Below are 16,781 nucleotides of genomic sequence, written 5' to 3'. Positions count from 1 at the left end.
CCGGCTGAAACAACAGCCGAGGCGCGCCCCGTTTGGGCGCGCCTTTCTCGTTCGCGGGCCTTGTTGCGCCAATCAGAACATGCTTTGAACCGATCCGTATCTGACCGGAGGAGCCGATGGACGACCAAGCCCTGAACCGTATTGCTGCCGCGTTGGAGCGCATGGCGCCGGCGCCTTTGGCCACACCGGATTTCAATGCGGCCCCGGCCTTTGTCTGGCATGTGGAACCGGAACGCTTGGAGCCGGTTGAACAGGTCAATCGCGTCGATCTGGATCTGCTGGTCGGCATCAATCGGTCGCGCGACACGTTACTTGACAACACCCGCCGCTTCGCGGCCGGCTACAAGGCAAACAATGCACTGTTGTGGGGCGCGCGCGGGATGGGCAAATCCAGCCTTGTAAAGGCTGTCCACGGCACGCTGAGCGCAGATCATCCTGACCTGAAGCTTGTGGAGCTACAGCGCGAGGATATGGGCTCGGTCGCGCGTCTGCTGAACCACCTGCGCGCGGCGCCTTATCGGTTCATCCTGTTTTGCGACGACCTCTCGTTCAGTCACGATGACCAGCATTACAAATCGCTCAAGGCCGTTCTGGATGGCGGTATTGAAGGTCGCCCGGAAAACGTGGTGTTCTACGCGACCTCGAACCGTCGCCACCTGATGCCGCGGGACATGATTGAAAACGAACGTTCCAGCGCCATCAACCCGTCAGAGGCGGTCGAGGAAAAGGTATCATTGTCCGACCGCTTCGGTTTGTGGCTGGGATTCCACCCCTGCGATCAGGACGAATATTTTGCCATGATCGACCGCTATTGTGCCGCCTATGGCGTTTCGGTCGATGCCGAAATCCTGCGCGCCGAAGCAATTGAATGGCAGGCCACGCGCGGATCGCGTTCAGGCCGTGTCGCGTGGCAGTTCTTCGTCGATCTGGCCGGGCGCAACGGCGTTCATATCGCCTGATCCCAGCTTCATCTGGCCAAAAATATCCCCGCCGGAGGCATGGCCCGTCAGGGCCATTTCCTAAAGCAGCGCCAGGATCCGCGCAGCTTCATCTGCGGTGCTCGTCAGTGCATCGCGATCTTCGCCCGGGTGGAACCGGGCACGCACGGCGGTCGGCATCGGTGCTGGTTCCACGATCGAAACGCGCGGACCGGTGCGTTCGGTCTCGGCCGCCCAACTGCGGGCCAAGGCCATTTGCGCGGCCTTGGTGGCACCATAGATGCCATAGAACTTCTGACCGGCTTTCGGGTCATCGAAAAACACCGCGTGGCCGTTTTCACCCAGCAGGGGCGAGACATATGGGATCAGAACCGAGGTTGCGTTTGCATTCGTGTTGACTGCCTTGGTCCATTCCTTGGGGTCGACGAAATGTACCGGCGTCAGCGCCGAGGTGTGAACGGCCGTATGCAGCCACAAATCCACCTTGCCCCAACGGTCATGGATCCCGCGGCACAGGGTTGCCATCGCGTTCGGATCGGTGATGTCCATCGGTGCCAGCGTGGCAGAGCCACCCTTGGCCTTGATGCGATCGTCCAGTTCTTCCAGCCCGCCGGTGGTCCGGGCGACGGCGACGATGTGGTATTCGGGCGCCAGCGCTTCGGCCAGGGCAGCGCCCAGCCCGCGCGAGGCCCCGGTTATCAGGGCGATTTTGGTCGTATCGGTCATGCCTGCGGTTTGAACCCCCGCGCGCGGGGCGTCAAGATGTGATCAGCCGCCAGGGATGGCGATACGTCTGGTCTGGCCGCTTTGTCGCAGCATTATGCCATGCTCATCAATCGCGATAACTGTGCCCGAGGCAACGCGGCTTCCGGGTTTTACTTCTTTCACGCGGCCTGATGACAGGCGCATCAGGGCGCGCATATCCGCTTTCGGCCCGAATACGCCCAGAACCGAGACGGAATTCTTCTTCAGCGCGCCCCGCTGTGTGGCCGCGCTTTGGACTTTGGCGTTTGACATGATCCGCGGTCCGGGGCGTGACCCGGACCCCTTTTTGAGTGAGTGGTCGCGGCCAGATAGCAAAACGTTCAAGCGAACAAAAGCGCTGCACGGACAGGTGTCATCGCGATTTGGCGCCCTTGAAAAAAGCCCTTGTGATTGCGTGGAATTCGCCGACTGGTTGTGGCAGATTTCCACTCATTCACATCACATGACAGCAATCAGGCCGGTCGAAAGCTATCGAACGGCCGGGATGATCCGCCGTTTTGATTCGCTTTTTAGAACGGAAAACCGATTGTGTCAGTCCCGTTTCGTCCGCTCAGCCCGAGGCCAGTTTCGCCGCATTCCAGGACCCGCCCGGAACCTGCATGTCGGCGCGCTTCTGGCTGACACGGCTGCTGTTCTCCAGATTGTCCAGATAACCTTCGCTGACGCTGCCCGTGATGTATTTGCCGTCAAAACAGGAACAGTCGAAGGCTTCGATCTCGGGATTACCTTCCTTGGCGGCCCAGATCAGATCTTCCAGGTGCTGATAGAACAGGGCGTCGGCCCCCAGTTCTTCGCGGATCTCTTCGATTTCCTTGCCGTTCGCGATCAGCTCGGCCTTGGTGGGCATGTCTATACCATAGACATTGGGGTATTTCACCGGCGGCGATGCGCTGGCGACATAGACCTTCTTGGCCCCGGCATCGCGGCACATCTGAACGATCTTCTTGATGGTGTTGCCCCGTACGATGGAATCGTCGATCAGCAGAACACTGTGGCCGTCGAATTCCAGCGGCACGGCATTCAGCTTGCGGCGGACGGATTTCTGCCGTTCCGCCTGACCCGGCATGATGAACGTACGCCCGACATAGCGGTTTTTCACCAGCCCTTCGCGATAGGGGATGCCGGTGATCTTTGCGGCTTCCAGAGCCACGGGGCGGGCGCTGTCGGGCACCGGTATGATCCGATCGATTTCCAACCCCGAGTCTTGAATTTGTTTCGCCAGCGTCTGGCCCATGCGCATCTGCGTTTTGTAAACCGAAACACCGTCCAGCAAAGAATCCGGGCGCGCCAGGTAGACGTACTCGAATATGCAGGGCGTCAGCTTGCCTTCGACCGCCTGATACTCGTGCATGTTGCCGTCCAGATCGATCAGGATCGCCTCACCCGGGCGAAGATCACGCAGCTTTTCAAAGCCGTTGATGCCAAAGGCCACGTCTTCCGAGGCAAAGGCATAATCATCACCGTCTCCGTCCACTTCGCGTTTGGCGACCGAAAGTGGGCGAATGCCAAACGGATCGCGGAAGGCCAGCATACCGACACCCGCGACCAGACAGATCACGGAATAGGCGCCCTGAACGCGTTCCATCGTCATCTTCACACCGGCAAACAGATTGCGGATGGGTTCGCCGTTGCCATTCACCTTGATCGCGTCCGCCACTTTGTCGGCCAAGACGTTCAGAAGGATTTCAGAGTCTGACGTGGTGCGCAGGTGCCGGCTGTATTTGCCGGTAACCTTTTCGCGCTGCTCAGCGGTGTTGGTGATGTTGCCGTTGTGAACCAGATAGATGCCGTAAGGGGCGTTCACGAAAAAGGGTTGCGCTTCGGCCGCGCTGAGGGACCCCGCCGTCGGATAGCGCACATGCCCCATGCCCACACGACCCAACAGGGTTTCTGCATCCTGGGCGTTGAACACATCCTTGACCAGACCGTTGGCCTTCTTTTCGCGGAAGAACTCGCCGTTGTAGGTCACGATCCCTGAGGCATCCTGACCCCGGTGCTGCAACATCAGCAGCCCGTCATAGATTTCGGCAAACACATCATGTGTCCGGCTTGCGATTCCCAAAATCCCACACATTTACGGGGCTCCAACTTCTATGACGATTTGACCAGAGGGTTGACCGCCGTTCGGCTTCGGATCCTCTGCAAGGCGCGTGCGGTCGGTTTGGTGGCAGGTGACAACGACGCTAATAGGGCGACCATCACAACGACCAGCGCGCATTCGAACAGAAAGAACAAGATCGGTGGCTCCGATTCCGTGGCGGGTTGGCCTCCACATAATGCCTAATGGCGTGGCTGTCATCAAAGGATCACACTCACCTATTGCCGCAGGTCGGGATTTCGCGGATCGGGGCAAGTTCAGGAAGGAGATGACATGTGCAATCATATGTGCTGTCATGCCAATTGATATGTGCAAATCAGGATGGGTGAAGCACGCAAAGGGCCGGAATGTGGCAACATAAACCTCAAAAGAAGCAGGAGCGGATCAAACAACGGTGCCACAGGTGCCGGGGAATGGGCCGGGCGCCCTGTCAGATCTGCAACGGGGCGGGCGAAGTTGTCAAAAGCCGGGATATTCTTGGCAAACCGATCTCCAGCCGGTGCGACGGGTGTTTCGGGCTGAAAACGATCCGCTGTACGGTTTGTGGCGGGGAAGGGTACGTTTGAATAGAAAAAGCCCGGATAGTGCCGGGCTTTCATCATGCAATGCACCTTGAGTTTACCCGTCAGCTGGTGCCGTGGTTTCGGGTTGTTCGTTTCCTGCCGTGCAGCTGGCAACCAGTTCCTCGTATTGTGCAGTCACCCAACCCAGAGCGGCTTCGGGGTTTTGCTCTTCAATCTGGCTGCTGAACTGCTCGAACACTTTGGCCGAGCGGCTTTCGTCCACGATTGTATAGGACTGGCCGGTCATGACCGTGTCATAGACAAAGAAGGCGATTGCAACCAGCAGAATACCGCGCGCGATGCCGAAGAACAGCCCCAGCGCCTGATCCAGGCCGCCCAAAGCCGAGCGCTGCACCAGCGATGAAAACAGCGGTGTGAAGATGCTGACCACAATCAAAGCCAAGGCAAAGACGGCTGCAAAGCCGGTGATCACCGAAAGTTCACAGCTGTCGCGCAGGAAATCTCCGACCACCGGGATTTCTTTGACCAGCGGTACAGCCTGTGGGGCAAAGATGAATGCCAGAACGGCCGCCGCGACCCAGCCCGCAATGGCCAGAACCTCGCGCATGAAGCCACGTGAGTAGGCCAGCAAGCCCGACAGCACGATGATCAGGGCGACGACCCCGTCAATTATTGTAAAACCTTCCATGGCCCTCGCCTGTTCTTTTTCTGCCCCTCGGGGCGCGACTTTAACCTGCTCCGAAGGTTTCGCCAACAAACCCCACCAAATCAGAGGGTCGGGTGAGTGTCAGACCTGCCACAGTGCCGGTTTTGCCACCAGCCGGAGCAATTGCCGCCGTGAAACCAAGTTTTTGCGCTTCTTTCAACCTGTTTTCGGTCTGTGGGGCCGGTCTAAGTGCCCCGGACAGCGAGATTTCTCCGAATACGACCGTGTCGGCGGGCAATGCTGTGTCTTCTCGGGCACTGAGAAGGGCGGCAGCCACAGCCAGATCGGCGGCGGGTTCGCTGACTTTCAGACCTCCGGCAACGTTGAGATAGACGTCGAGCCCGGCAAAAGGAATGCCGCAGCGGGCCTCGAGCACCGCAAGGATCATTGCCAACCGCCCGCTGTCCCACCCAACAACGGTGCGGCGGGGCTGTGAGTGGGGCGAGGGTGCGACCAGAGCCTGCAATTCGACCAGCACGGGACGGGTGCCTTCAATGCCCGCAAAAACAGCAGAGCCGGGGCTTGGCCTGCCACGTTCGGACAGGAACAGGGCCGAGGGGTTGGTCACTTGCGCCAGACCCTTGCCGGTCATCTCGAATACGCCGATTTCGTCCGCTGGCCCAAAGCGGTTCTTGACCGCGCGCAGGATGCGGAACTGGTGGCCGCGCTCGCCCTCGAAATACAGGACGGTGTCAACCATGTGCTCGACCACACGAGGGCCCGCGATCTGGCCTTCCTTGGTGACGTGGCCAACCATGATGATCGAAACACCGTGCCGTTTCGCAAACGTGGTCAGTTCATGGGCCGCAGCCCGGACTTGTGACACGGAACCGGGTGCGCTGTCGACATTGTCCGCCCACATCGTCTGAATCGAATCGATGATGGCCAGGCCCGGTTTTTCGGCCTCCAGCGTCGTGAGGATGTCGCGCAGGTTGGTTTCGGCAGCAAGTTGAACGGGGGCGTCCTCAAGCCCAAGACGGCGGGCGCGCATACGAACCTGTGCGCTGGCTTCTTCGCCCGAGACATAGATGGTCTTCACGCCCGCACGCGCGAAACGCGCTGCGGCTTGCAGCAGCAGGGTGGATTTCCCGATGCCGGGGTCTCCGCCCACCAAAAGGGCGGAGGCCGGGACCAGCCCGCCGCCCAAGACGCGGTCCAGCTCCTCGACCCCGCAGAGGGTGCGGGGCGGCGGTGTTTCCTCGGTGGACAAATCCGTGAGTGCGATGGACTGGCCGCGTTTGCCGCCGAGGGATTTTCTGGCCGGGCCAGTCGATATGGGCGCGTCCTGAACAATGGTGTTCCATTCGCCGCAACCGTCGCAGCGTCCGGACCATCGTGTATGCGTCGCACCGCAGGCCGAGCAGGAGAAGGATGTCGTCTTTGCCATGACGCACTTGGTGCCCGAGCTTGGGCGGTTCTTCAAGCCCTTGCGGGCTTTCCTCACCGCCGATGGCGCGCTGCGGCCTCAGGTCCGGTTGGGCCATCGCCCGAAGCGGGCGCTGGCGCGCCTATTCCGCCGGTCGAAGGGGCGACATTGCAACCACGCTGGACGCCTTTGAGGAGCCGTTGTTGCGCGGTGTGTGCAGTTGGGTCGACAATTCGGGCAGAAGCTCGAACAACTCATCCCGCAGGCGGGTAAGTTGCGACCTGGCGATCGTCTCTTCCATTTCCACATCGCGCGTCCACTGGCGCAATTCGTTCTGGATGACCTGCGCCTCTTCCAGACGCTGTTGAAACAGTTCGATCTCTTCCTGTCGCTGTTGCAGGAACATCCGTGCGCGTTCGACCTGCGCATCGCCATAGGTCCGGGCCAGTTCCTGACTGATCTGGCTCATCTGCGCGGCCAGTTCCAGGATCTCGGGCTCGAGCGATTGCAGGTCGGGGTGCTGGCGCAGAAACCCCATACGTTCCTTGACGGCGTCAAACTCGGACGACATCACGAACAGCCCGCCGCGATCGGCGGCATGGGCCATTTGATACGCGTCCGCGATGTCATGCATATTGAGCGCAAATTTGCGGTGGTTGTTTTCCAGCGCCATCATTCGGGCATTTGCCGGCAGGTAAAACGCCAGCATGAGAATCAGCGCTGTCAGGCCAATCTGGATTAACATGCCGGCATCCTTTGCCGGTGCCTCGCCAAATCCGGCCTGCATCGAGAGCCAGGGCAATACGCCAAAAGCGGATAACAGTGTGGCTGAAACGGCTGACAAGGCCGCCAAACAGATCAGGAAAAAAGTCAGTCTTAAAAAGGCATTCTGAAATTGCAATGTAATACTGTGGAGGGCGGCCATGATCGTCGAACTCCTTCTCAAACCGGTACACACCGGGCCAAAGCGGAAGGTAATCAAACGATTGCGTACGATCCGCTGCGGACCCGAAAACTACAAAACACTGCTGCTCGAAATATAAAGATGATACTTAGATTTGTGTTTTCAATCAATTAGGTCTGAGCTTTTCGTGAAGTGGATGTCATCTCTGTAATATGGCCAAGCACGATCGACGCCAAAATGCAGGCCGTGAACAGGTAGAGACCCCATGCGGTCTCAACGGTGGCGTATGAGATGCCCTTGGCCAATGTGATGTAAAGCGCGATCAGGAAGATGTCGGCCATGGCCAGTTTGCCAAGGATATTGAGCGCGGGTTGGACGCGGGCATCCAGAAGATTCCATTGGATCAGCGCGGTGCCGATGGTTTTGATGTACGGCGCGAAGAGGGCGAAGATGGTGACGATCAGTGCAAGGAAGACGTCGGATTTCCACAGGGATTGCAGCCCGGTGATGACGCTGATTTCGCTGAGGCCGAAAATCGGCAGGAACCCCGCACGCATCAGCGGGGCGAACCATGCGATGGGGTAGAGGATCAGGAGGGAAAGGGTGGCGAGGCGGAGGGGCATGACTGGGCGTCTAGGTAAGATTTCGAAATTTGCGGCGATGATTTGATATGGTTACCTTATACCAGCACTCGCCACTGAGTTATTTTTAGACGGGGGGGGAACGATGTCGGGTTTTGTGGCCTTCAAGTCAATTGTCGATCCATCGGACTGTGATTTTCTGGGGCATATGAACGTGTCCAAGTATTTTGCGGCATGTTCGGATTCCGTTTTTGCGTTGCAGGCAGAGTTGGGGCTGACGTCCGAAGACATGCGGTCGGGAAGAAAGCTATCCTTTGCGGTGGTCCATGCAGAAAGCAATTTCCTTGCGGAATTGAGTGCCGGCGAGGCGATCCAAATGGAAAGCGAAATCCTGAAAGTAGGAACGAAGTCCATGACTTTCAGCCACAAGTTAGTTCGAGTGATGGACGGTGAAACGACCTTTTCGACCGTTTTTAAATGCGTCTTGCTCAACCTGCAGACAAGACGCGCCGAAGCTATTCCTCAGGACGTTATCGAACGCTCGGCAAAGTGGCTGGCAAAGAGCGAAGATTAACGCACCGCCTCAATCGGCCCTTCTGCGCTCCCGCTGATGAACTGCTCCACGTAGGGATCACCCGACGCATCCATCTGGCTGACCGGGCCGGTCCACTGGATGACGCCGCCGTGCAACATGGCGACGTTGTCGGCAATCGCGCGGACGGAACTCATGTCGTGGGTGATGGTCATCGCGGTGGCACCCATCTCGGTCACGATTTCGCGGATCAGATCGTTGATGACTCCGGACATGATCGGGTCGAGGCCGGTGGTGGGTTCGTCGAAAAAGATGATCTCGGGCTCGGCGGCGATGGCGCGGGCAAGGCCCACACGTTTTTGCATCCCGCCTGACAACTCGGCCGGAAAGCGGTCGGCCACGTCGGATTTCAGGCCCACGCGGCGCAGTTTTTCGATGGCGATTTCGCGGGCTTCCTCAGTGGGACGTTTCAGAGAACCACGCAGCAGGCGGAAGGCGACGTTCTGCCAGACGGTCAGTGAATCAAACAGCGCCGCGCCCTGAAACAGCATTCCGAACCGGGCCAGAAAGGCATCTCGGTCGCCCTTGCTGGCGTCTTTGCCGTCCACATAGATCATGCCGCTGTCGGGCTTGATCAGGCCCAGAATGCATTTCAACGCGACCGATTTTCCGGTGCCCGAGCCGCCGATGATGACCATCGAGGTGCCCTTGGGGATCTCAAGGTTCATGCCTTGCAGCACGTGGTTGTCGCCAAAGGCCTTATGTACGTTCTCCATCCGGATCATAGCGAGAAGAATACCCCTGTGAGAACGAAGTTTGCGGCCAGGATCAACACCGCCGCGGCCTCGACCGAGCCTTTGGTGGCGCGGCCCACGCCTTGTGCGCCACGGCCGGAATTCATGCCGTAGTAACAGCCCATGATCGCCGCGATCAGGCCAAAAGCCGCGCCTTTGACCAGCGACGAGACGATGTCGCGTGTTTCAAGGAAATCCACCGTGTTTTTCAGATAGGCGGCCGGGTTGAAGCCCAGGTTTTGCGTGGCCACGGTGTAGCCCCCGGCAATTCCGATGATGTCACCCACTGCCACCAAAGCCGGCACTGTGATCAGGGCGGCCAGAACCCGCGGGGCGGTGAGGTATTTCATCGGATGCGTGGACAGCGTGACCAGCGCGTCGATCTGTTCGGTCACTTTCATCGTGGCGATCTCGGCCGCGATCGAGGATGTCACGCGGGCGGCAATCATCAGGCCGACCAGAACCGGGCCGAGCTCTCGCACCATGCCGATGGCGACGATCTGGGGCACCACGGCTTCGGCGTTGAAACGCGCGCCGCCGGCGTAGATCTGCAACGCCAGCGCACCGCCGGTGAAAATCGCGGTCAGGCCGACGACCGGCAGAGACAGCCAGCCGATGTTCAGCAGGGCCATGCCAAATTCGCGCGGATAGAAGGGGGGGCGCAGAATGTGCGAAATCGCATCAAGCGCGAACAGTGCCACCCGGCCAAAGGCCGCAAGCAGGCTAAGAACTGTGCGGCCCAGACCTCCGAGCGCGGTGAGCGGGTTCATTCCACATAGCCCCGCGAATAGCGATTGCCCATTGATGTGAGGATTTCATAGCCAATTGTCCCGGCAGCTTCGGCCAGATCATCGACGGTCTGATGGCCATTCAAGATACGCAGGCGTTCCGGGTCTTTGGGCAGGTCGGTGACATCCACCGTGATCAGGTCCATCGAGATACGGCCAACAACCGGGCAGGGCTGATTGCCAGCGAAGGCGTCGATGCCGCCCCCGATGGCGCGATGCAGGCCGTCCGCATACCCGGCCGCGACGGTGGCGATACGGGACGGCCGGCGCGCTACCCAACTGTTGCCGTAACCAACGGTTTCGCCCACGGCCAATCTGCGCACCTGAATGACAGGCAGGTCGACGGTGACAACGGGTTTGGCATCCGCAAAGGGCAGGCCGCCATACAGGCCGATGCCCGGGCGGCAGAAATCGAAATGGAACTCGGGCCCCAAAAGCAAACCGCCGGTCGCAGCCAGAGAACGCGGCGCGGCGATACCGTCGGTCATCTCGCGGAAGGTTTTCAGCTGCTGCCGGTTCATCGGATGGTCCGGCTCGTCCGAGCAGGCCAGATGAGACATGACAACGGCTGGGTTCAGGGCCTCGGCCCTTTGGCGCAGTTCGGCCCAGTCGGCGGGTTCCAGCCCCAGCCGGTTCATGCCACTGTCCAGCTGAATGCCAAAGGGATGGTCGGGCAGGGCCTCCATATGGCGCTGATACTGCTCGCCCGAGTTGATCAGCGGCGTCAGGTCGTTGGCGCGCAGAAGGTCTGTGTCGCCCTCCATATGGCCGGAAAAGACAAAGATCATCGGGCCGGGGCCGACCGCATTGCGGACAGCGGCGCCTTCTTCTGCGGCCGCCACAAAAAACTTGCGAACGCCTTCCTCGGCCAGCGTATCGCTGACGGGCCCGGCACCCAGCCCATAGGCATCGGCCTTGACCACGGCGCCGGTTTCGACCCCGGTTTTCGCGTCGAGCGCCCGCCAATTCCTGGCGAGCGCCTGAAGATTGATCGTCAAACGTGCAGTACTCATGGCACTGTTCATGACATTGCGCCGTCCAAGGTCAAGAGGGAATGGCGCATTTACCTGTCGGTTTATGTTGGTGTTTGGTCTGTTGTTACGGAAAACACCATAAAACCAGAAGAAATGGCAGCATTCCGCCATGGTTGCAGGTTTTGGGGATTGTCTTCACATCAACGTTAAAGCGATCCTGGGAACCGGATCGTTCGGTTCCGGCAAAGACCGGGCGCAGCGTCAACTCATGAGGGAGCCATGGATTTTTCTACCGGTTTGACCCGGGACCCGTCAGAGATCATCCGTCTTTTTGCAGACGTTTTTTTCGCATCGGAAGGGCCAGAGGAAGGGGCGGCAATAGGTGCATTCGCACGTGAATTGCTCAACAGCACGCCGCCTGAAGATATCCTGGTGTGCACGGCTCAACACGATCACGAGCTGCTTGGCTGTGCCATCTTTTCCCGGATGACGTTTTCGCAGGATACGCGCAATGTGTTCATACTCTCGCCGATGGCCGTGCAAACGGGCAGGCAAAAAACAGGTATTGGACAGGCGCTAATTTCCTATGGTCTGGATCGCTTGCGGGCTGCAGGTGTGGATGTGGCACTGACCTATGGCGACCCGGCCTATTATTGCAAAACGGGTTTTGTGCAGATCACCGAGGATACTGCCCAGCCACCGCTGAAACTCAGCCATCCGCACGGCTGGTTGGGACAGGCGCTGGACGGTTTTGACCTGAAACCGCTGAAAGGCCCGTCGCGATGCGTTTCCGCGCTGAACAATCCATTGCTGTGGTAGGCGGGATCGGTTTTTTCGCTTTGGTCGATGGCCTTGGTTCCACAGCCTAGAACAGAGCCTCATCTATGATCGCCTTGCTGTTTCGGACATGTCGGGCCACCAGCTTTTTCTGTCGCCTGCCGCTGGGGATATAGAAGGCAGGGTCCATATCCATATTGCAGTCGAGATCGGGAAAAATCTGCAACAGCTCGTGCAACGCTTCGGGCGGAAGGGATTTGAGGGCTTCGGGGCCGGTGAACAGGCTTTCACTTGGCGCGCCTTCGGCAAAAAGAACCACGTGACGGTCACAGACAACGTGATGATAAACCACCTGCGTCGCATCGTAATCCACGTAAACGCCCGGCAGGTCTGTCAGCCGGATGGCCGAGACCAAAACGTCTCTTGTGTCGAACATGCGCTGCGCGATGTCCGATCGGACCAGCATTCGGTGCTGTCGCGAAACCGTCAGGTCTCGGCGGGGCAGGCCGTGACCCAGGGCGCCGGCCGTAATGCGGACTGGGCGCAGTTCGGGTGATTTCAACAGATCGGCCTGGCGCAATGACCGGGACAGAACAAGCCGAACGGTGGCCGCGCTGCCTTCGGTCGTCATCACTTTGTCACCGGGGCGGATATCCTGAACGCTGATTTCGCCACGGTCCGTCAGGATCAGGGTGTCCGAAACAAAACAGGGGGCGCCGGGGCTGGGATTGGGATCCTCAACAAAGTTGACCCCGTCCTTCGATGACAGAGACGCGGTATCGTCCGTGCCGTTGCTGCCGATCTGGGTCGAGGTTTGGCCACTGGCCGGCCCCTGTGTCGCAGTTACCTGCGAGTCGAAGGATACAAAGCTGAGAACCGAACCATTGTCCGAAAGTGAGACCGCCCCAAACCGGTTGATGCGCGCCGAAATCACGTAATAGTCGAACCCGCCCACGGTGGTCATCGTTCCGTTGTCGACATCCGTCGAACTGCGCACCGAGCCATTGGGGTTGTAAACATCGACCTGCAAGCCGGTGACGTCGGTTCCGGTCGGAACCCGGATTTCAATGAAATCTCCGTCCGGAGCAAAGTTCGGGCCGTTGCGATATCTTATTTCCGATATGATCGCGGGCAAATCAGTGGGTCTCCGGGCGGGTTTGGCGCGTTGGGTTGAACGTCACCGTCACGTTAACACCGGGCAGGAAAAACACCAAAGGGCTTGGCGTTTCATATCTGGGGCAGGTGTTCTGTCCGCGATCAATAACCCTCGATTTCACCACCCTGTTGCCAGGGTTTGACCAGATTGCCAAAGCGGGTGAATTGGGCTTCGAACGACAACTCGACCGTACCGATGGGTCCGTGACGCTGTTTGCCGACAATGACTTCGGCCTTGCCGTGCAGACGTTCCATCGCCTGCTTCCACTCTTCCATCTTTTCCAACTCGTGATCGCCGGGCTTTTCGCGCTCTTTGTAGTATTCCTCGCGGAACACAAACATCACAACGTCGGCGTCCTGCTCAATCGAGCCGGATTCGCGCAGGTCGGACAGCTGCGGGCGCTTATCGTCGCGGTTTTCCACCTGCCGCGACAGCTGTGAAAGCGCAATGACCGGGATGTTCAGTTCCTTGGCGATGGCTTTCATGCCCATCGAAATCTCAGCGATTTCGTTCACCCGGTTGTCGGCCATGCCGCGGCAGAGCTGTAGATAGTCGATGACCAGCAAGTCCAGCCCGTGCGTTCGTTTCAACCGACGTGCCCGGGCGGCAAGTTGCGAGATCGGCAAGGCAGGGGTGTCGTCAATAAACAGTGGGCAGGCTTCCAACTCTTTGGCCGCATCCACAAATCGACGGAACTCGGCCTCGGTCATGTCGCCCTGACGGATTTTGTGGCTGGAGATCTCCGAGGCTTCCGCCAGAACCCGGCCCGCAAGCTGTTCCGCGCTCATCTCGAGTGAGAAGAAGCCAACAACGCCGCCATCAATCGCGCCTTCGCTGCCGTCGGGCTTTGTGCCGCGCTTGTAGGCCTTGGCAACGTTGAAGGCGATGTTGGTCGCCAGCGAGGTTTTACCCATGGATGGACGCCCGGCCAGAATAATCAGGTCGGACGGGTGCAACCCACCCAATTGCTTGTCCAGATCGGCCAGGCCGGTGGAAATTCCTGCCATTCCGCCGCCGCGCTGGTAGGCCTCGTTGGTGACGTTGACGGCTTCGGTAACCGCCTTGAGGAAGGATTGGAAGCCTTGCTCGGTCTGGCCCTGCTCGGACAACTGATACAGCTGCTGCTCGGCCTCGACGATCTGTTCTTTCGGCTCGCTCGAGACATCGACCCGCGCCGCCTTGTCCGAGATGTCGCGGCCCAGCCGGATCAGCTCGCGCCGGATGGCGAGGTCATAGATCATCTGGGCATAGTCGTGCACTGCGAATGCGCTGATCGAAGCGCCGGCCAGTTTGACCAGATAAGCAGGACCGCCCAGTTCTTTCAGGCCCTCATCCTCGGCCATGAATGATTTGAGCGTCACGGGCGAGGCAAGCGCGTTCTTTGCAATGCGGGCCGAGGCCACCTCGTAGATACGGGCATGGACCGGATCGTAGAAATGCTCAGCCCCGATGATCGAGGCGACCCGATCGTACAGGTCGTTATTGGTCAGGATCGCACCCAGAAGCTGTTGTTCGGCCTCAATGGAATGCGGCATGGTTTCGGCGTTCTGAATCTGTGCCGCTGCCTGCTCGATACTGCTGATCTCGTTCATTTTGTCCCCGCTGCCCGTTCCGAGGTTCTACACGCGAAACGTCACCGCAAGCTATCTGGAAATACCTGTGACTAACTTGGGGTAAAGCCTAGGGATAACTTTCCAGACCGCTTGGATGCCTGCATATGCATCGCTTATTATGTAGGAATTGTCGGAAAAGTCACCACATATCGTGGCGAGCTGCCCGATTCTTTCGGGTTTATCCCCAATCCTTCCACAATAGGTTTACGCTGGTTTATTGGCCTCTTGCCATCCGCGCGGGTCGTTCAGGAAAGCTTCGACACCCTCAAGTGTTTCCTGATCAAAGGCTTTCTGTGCCTTGGCCTCGGCCAGAACATCCCACCATGTGCAGAGCGAGTGCAGCTTGACGCCATGATCACCCAGCGTTTTCTCGGTTTCGGGGAAGATGCCGTAGTAGAAGATGACGGCGGTGTGCCCGCAGGTGGCACCGGTTTCGCGGATCGCATCGACAAAGGACAGTTTCGAGCCGCCATCAGTGGTCAGGTCTTCAACCAGCAACACACGCTCACCTTCGCTCATCGCCCCCTCGATTCGGGCGTTGCGGCCATAGCCCTTAGGTTTCTTGCGCACGTAGGTCATGGGCAGAGCCATGCGCTCGGCGACCATGGCGGCAAAGGGGATGCCCGCCGTTTCCCCGCCTGCGATGTTGTCGAATGCCTCAAAGCCAGCATCCCGCATCACCGTGACGGTCAGGAAATCCATCAGGGTCGAGCGGATGCGCGGATACGAGATCAGTTTGCGGCAGTCGATATAGGTCGGGCTGGGCAACCCGCTGGCCAGCGTGAAAGGTTCCCGCGAGTTGAAATGCACGGCCTTGATCTCCAGCAGCATCCGTGCAGTCAGGCGGGCGATTTCGGTGCTGTCGGGAAAAGAACTGGGGATCATGGCGCAAACCTCGGGGCTGAAAACACGTTGCGGGCTGATAGCCCGACCCTTGGGCCGGAGTCGAGAGGGATTGGGCAAAAGAAAAGCGGACCCCCAAGAGGTCCGCTTTTGCCCATACGGGCTATGGGCAGCCAAGGTGGGCTTAACTGCTCATGTCATAGGCCCGCTCGCCATGTACCGAGAGGTCGAGGCCATTTGTCTCGGTCTCGGCGTCTACGCGAAGTGGTGTGATCTGTGCAACCAGTTTGACCAACACAAACGTGACAACTGCCGTAAAGGCACCCACGATAACGAGCCCGCCCAACTGAGCGGTCCAGGTTCCAAGGCCAAACAGGGCGATCATGAGCGTGCCGAAAATACCGCCGACACCATGCACGGCGAAGACATCCAGCGTGTCGTCGATATTCAGCTTGTTACGCACGATGCTGACAGCTTCCTGACACAGAACACCGGCCACTGCGCCAATGATCAGGGCCTGAACCGGACCGACGAAACCCGATGCGGGCGTGATCGAGGCCAGACCCGCGATTGTGCCGGTGACCAGACCGACCATCGAGGCCTTGCCAAAGCGGATACGCTCCCACAGGGCCCAGCTTAGCGATGCCGTAGCCGCGGACAGGTGCGTGACGGTCAGGGCCATCGCCGCTCCGCCATCGGCGGCCAGTTGCGAACCACCGTTGAAACCGAACCAGCCGACCCACAGCATTGCGGCGCCGACCATGACATAACCGGGGTTGTGCGGCGGAGTGGTGCGGTTGCGACGCGGCCCGAGGATGATCGCGACAATCAGCGCTGCCAGACCAGCGGTTTCATGCACCACGATGCCACCAGCAAAGTCTCGCACACCGATCTCGCCCAGAATGCCGCCATCAGCCAGCATCCCGCCACCCCAGATCCAGTGCACCACGGGCGCATAGCAAAGCAGCATCCACAGCGCCGAAAAGGTCAGGACAAAGCCAAAGCCCACACGTTCGACATAAGCGCCCACGATCAACGCAGGGGTTATGATGGCAAAGGTCATCTGGAAGGCGAAGAACAGGATCTCGGGCAGGGTTCCGGCAAGGCTGTCCACATCGACGCCGTTGAGAAAGGCCTTGCCCAAACCACCCCAAAGCCCGCTTTCACCGGGTCCGAACGCGATGGAATACCCCGCGACCAGCCACAGGACGCTCATCAAACAGGCAATGGCAAAGCAATGCATGAAAACGCTGAGGACATTTCGGGCACGCACGAGCCCGCCATAGAACAGGGCGAGGCCTGGCAATGTCATGAAAAGGACCAACGCGGTTGCTACGATGATCCAGGCTGTATCGGCTCCGTTCATGGGCCATTCTCCCTTCCGAATGAGTGCGCGGATCCGTGGAAACTGGGCACGGATCG

Annotated in this window: 18 protein-coding genes; 4 read left to right on the top strand and 14 right to left on the bottom strand. The window is 59.2% G+C overall.

Annotated elements, in window-relative coordinates:
* The first annotated feature begins 116 nt into the window (after window positions 1–116).
* Window positions 117–959, top strand: coding sequence for an ATP-binding protein (locus tag FIU92_RS08585; RefSeq protein ID WP_152458173.1), 843 nt, complete (start codon window positions 117–119; stop codon window positions 957–959).
* A gap of 60 nt (window positions 960–1,019) precedes the next feature.
* On the opposite strand, the gene FIU92_RS08580 is transcribed toward FIU92_RS08585, so the two are convergent.
* The 6 genes from FIU92_RS08580 to FIU92_RS08555 all read right to left on the bottom strand — a co-directional run bounded on the left by FIU92_RS08580 (window position 1,020) and on the right by FIU92_RS08555 (window position 7,142).
* Window positions 1,020–1,664, bottom strand: a complete 645-nt coding sequence (locus tag FIU92_RS08580; protein ID WP_152458172.1) for an SDR family oxidoreductase — start codon at window positions 1,662–1,664, stop codon at window positions 1,020–1,022.
* Between the two features lie 42 nt (window positions 1,665–1,706).
* Window positions 1,707–1,955 (bottom strand): hypothetical protein, encoded by a 249-nt coding sequence (locus tag FIU92_RS08575; protein WP_152458171.1) that lies wholly within the window; start codon window positions 1,953–1,955, stop codon window positions 1,707–1,709.
* Window positions 1,956–2,253: 298 nt separating this feature from the next.
* Window positions 2,254–3,777: an amidophosphoribosyltransferase gene (gene purF / locus FIU92_RS08570; protein ID WP_152458170.1), complete on the bottom strand. Its 1,524-nt coding sequence runs from the start codon at window positions 3,775–3,777 to the stop codon at window positions 2,254–2,256.
* 642 nt (window positions 3,778–4,419) lie between these two features.
* Window positions 4,420–5,013, bottom strand: a complete 594-nt coding sequence (locus tag FIU92_RS08565) for a CvpA family protein (protein ID WP_152458169.1) — start codon at window positions 5,011–5,013, stop codon at window positions 4,420–4,422.
* Window positions 5,014–5,053: 40 nt separating this feature from the next.
* Window positions 5,054–6,418, bottom strand: a complete 1,365-nt coding sequence (gene radA / locus FIU92_RS08560) for a DNA repair protein RadA (protein WP_152458168.1) — start codon at window positions 6,416–6,418, stop codon at window positions 5,054–5,056.
* Between the two features lie 121 nt (window positions 6,419–6,539).
* Window positions 6,540–7,142: a DNA repair protein gene (locus tag FIU92_RS08555; protein WP_254705369.1), complete on the bottom strand. Its 603-nt coding sequence runs from the start codon at window positions 7,140–7,142 to the stop codon at window positions 6,540–6,542.
* On the opposite strand from FIU92_RS08555, the gene FIU92_RS22990 reads away from it, so the two are divergent.
* Window positions 7,141–7,290, top strand: coding sequence for a hypothetical protein (locus FIU92_RS22990; protein ID WP_253284166.1), 150 nt, complete (start codon window positions 7,141–7,143; stop codon window positions 7,288–7,290). The two genes, FIU92_RS08555 and FIU92_RS22990, sit on opposite strands and share 2 nt — an antisense overlap.
* Before the next feature lie 181 nt (window positions 7,291–7,471).
* Here the strand turns inward: FIU92_RS22990 and FIU92_RS08550 are convergent, their stop codons facing one another.
* The gene (locus tag FIU92_RS08550; RefSeq protein WP_152458166.1) at window positions 7,472–7,924 is read right to left on the bottom strand and encodes a paraquat-inducible protein A; all 453 of its coding nucleotides are present in this window, start codon (window positions 7,922–7,924) and stop codon (window positions 7,472–7,474) included.
* 103 nt (window positions 7,925–8,027) lie between these two features.
* Here FIU92_RS08550 and FIU92_RS08545 point away from each other — a divergent pair, with 103 nt between their 5' ends.
* Window positions 8,028–8,456, top strand: a complete 429-nt coding sequence (locus FIU92_RS08545; RefSeq protein ID WP_152458165.1) for a thioesterase family protein — start codon at window positions 8,028–8,030, stop codon at window positions 8,454–8,456.
* Here the strand turns inward: FIU92_RS08545 and FIU92_RS08540 are convergent.
* From FIU92_RS08540 to alr, 3 genes are read right to left on the bottom strand one after another with little or no spacing between them, the layout of a single operon-like run.
* Complete coding sequence (locus tag FIU92_RS08540; protein ID WP_152458164.1) at window positions 8,453–9,199, bottom strand: ABC transporter ATP-binding protein; 747 nt, start codon at window positions 9,197–9,199, stop codon at window positions 8,453–8,455. The two genes, FIU92_RS08545 and FIU92_RS08540, sit on opposite strands and share 4 nt — an antisense overlap.
* Window positions 9,196–9,978 carry an ABC transporter permease gene (locus FIU92_RS08535; protein WP_152458163.1) on the bottom strand — a complete coding sequence of 261 codons (783 nt, stop codon included), beginning with the start codon at window positions 9,976–9,978 and terminating at the stop codon, window positions 9,196–9,198. The genes FIU92_RS08540 and FIU92_RS08535 overlap by 4 nt, the downstream gene beginning before the upstream one ends.
* Entirely contained in the window at window positions 9,975–11,009 is a 1,035-nt protein-coding gene (gene alr / locus FIU92_RS08530) for an alanine racemase (protein ID WP_152458162.1), read from the bottom strand. Before alr ends, FIU92_RS08535 begins: the two co-directional genes overlap by 4 nt.
* 240 nt (window positions 11,010–11,249) lie before the next feature.
* On the opposite strand from alr, the gene FIU92_RS08525 reads away from it, so the two are divergent.
* Window positions 11,250–11,789: a GNAT family N-acetyltransferase gene (locus FIU92_RS08525; protein WP_152458161.1), complete on the top strand. Its 540-nt coding sequence runs from the start codon at window positions 11,250–11,252 to the stop codon at window positions 11,787–11,789.
* 46 nt (window positions 11,790–11,835) lie between these two features.
* On the opposite strand, the gene FIU92_RS08520 is transcribed toward FIU92_RS08525, so the two are convergent.
* From FIU92_RS08520 to FIU92_RS08505, 4 genes are all read right to left on the bottom strand, one after another.
* The gene (locus FIU92_RS08520; protein ID WP_152458160.1) at window positions 11,836–12,882 is read right to left on the bottom strand and encodes a Hint domain-containing protein; all 1,047 of its coding nucleotides are present in this window, start codon (window positions 12,880–12,882) and stop codon (window positions 11,836–11,838) included.
* A gap of 122 nt (window positions 12,883–13,004) precedes the next feature.
* Window positions 13,005–14,495, bottom strand: coding sequence for a replicative DNA helicase (locus FIU92_RS08515; RefSeq protein WP_152458159.1), 1,491 nt, complete (start codon window positions 14,493–14,495; stop codon window positions 13,005–13,007).
* Between the two features lie 225 nt (window positions 14,496–14,720).
* Window positions 14,721–15,401, bottom strand: a complete 681-nt coding sequence (locus FIU92_RS08510; protein ID WP_152458158.1) for an orotate phosphoribosyltransferase — start codon at window positions 15,399–15,401, stop codon at window positions 14,721–14,723.
* A gap of 142 nt (window positions 15,402–15,543) precedes the next feature.
* On the bottom strand, window positions 15,544–16,725 hold the full coding sequence (locus FIU92_RS08505; RefSeq protein WP_152458157.1) for an ammonium transporter: 1,182 nt from the start codon (window positions 16,723–16,725) through the stop codon (window positions 15,544–15,546).
* Window positions 16,726–16,781: the final 56 nt, after the last annotated feature.

The organism is Ruegeria sp. THAF33, from assembly GCF_009363615.1.
GTDB lineage: Bacteria > Pseudomonadota > Alphaproteobacteria > Rhodobacterales > Rhodobacteraceae > Ruegeria.
This window is presented reverse-complemented; position numbering and strand designations above follow the sequence as displayed.

Bases quoted from the DNA above. Each gene is read 5' to 3' on its own strand.
- FIU92_RS08585 (WP_152458173.1), top strand. From the start codon at position 117: ATGGACGACCAAGCCCTGAACCGTATTGCTGCCGCGTTGGAGCGCATG.
- FIU92_RS08580 (WP_152458172.1), bottom strand. From the start codon at position 1,664: ATGACCGATACGACCAAAATCGCCCTGATAACCGGGGCCTCGCGCGGG.
- FIU92_RS08575 (WP_152458171.1), bottom strand. From the start codon at position 1,955: ATGTCAAACGCCAAAGTCCAAAGCGCGGCCACACAGCGGGGCGCGCTG.
- purF (WP_152458170.1), bottom strand. From the start codon at position 3,777: ATGTGTGGGATTTTGGGAATCGCAAGCCGGACACATGATGTGTTTGCC.
- FIU92_RS08565 (WP_152458169.1), bottom strand. From the start codon at position 5,013: ATGGAAGGTTTTACAATAATTGACGGGGTCGTCGCCCTGATCATCGTG.
- radA (WP_152458168.1), bottom strand. From the start codon at position 6,418: ATGGCAAAGACGACATCCTTCTCCTGCTCGGCCTGCGGTGCGACGCAT.
- FIU92_RS22990 (WP_253284166.1), top strand. From the start codon at position 7,141: ATGCCGGCATCCTTTGCCGGTGCCTCGCCAAATCCGGCCTGCATCGAG.
- FIU92_RS08555 (WP_254705369.1), bottom strand. From the start codon at position 7,142: ATGTTAATCCAGATTGGCCTGACAGCGCTGATTCTCATGCTGGCGTTT.
- FIU92_RS08550 (WP_152458166.1), bottom strand. From the start codon at position 7,924: ATGCCCCTCCGCCTCGCCACCCTTTCCCTCCTGATCCTCTACCCCATC.
- FIU92_RS08545 (WP_152458165.1), top strand. From the start codon at position 8,028: ATGTCGGGTTTTGTGGCCTTCAAGTCAATTGTCGATCCATCGGACTGT.
- FIU92_RS08540 (WP_152458164.1), bottom strand. From the start codon at position 9,199: ATGATCCGGATGGAGAACGTACATAAGGCCTTTGGCGACAACCACGTG.
- FIU92_RS08535 (WP_152458163.1), bottom strand. From the start codon at position 9,978: ATGAACCCGCTCACCGCGCTCGGAGGTCTGGGCCGCACAGTTCTTAGC.
- alr (WP_152458162.1), bottom strand. From the start codon at position 11,009: ATGAGTACTGCACGTTTGACGATCAATCTTCAGGCGCTCGCCAGGAAT.
- FIU92_RS08525 (WP_152458161.1), top strand. From the start codon at position 11,250: ATGGATTTTTCTACCGGTTTGACCCGGGACCCGTCAGAGATCATCCGT.
- FIU92_RS08515 (WP_152458159.1), bottom strand. From the start codon at position 14,495: ATGAACGAGATCAGCAGTATCGAGCAGGCAGCGGCACAGATTCAGAAC.
- FIU92_RS08510 (WP_152458158.1), bottom strand. From the start codon at position 15,401: ATGATCCCCAGTTCTTTTCCCGACAGCACCGAAATCGCCCGCCTGACT.
- FIU92_RS08505 (WP_152458157.1), bottom strand. From the start codon at position 16,725: ATGAACGGAGCCGATACAGCCTGGATCATCGTAGCAACCGCGTTGGTC.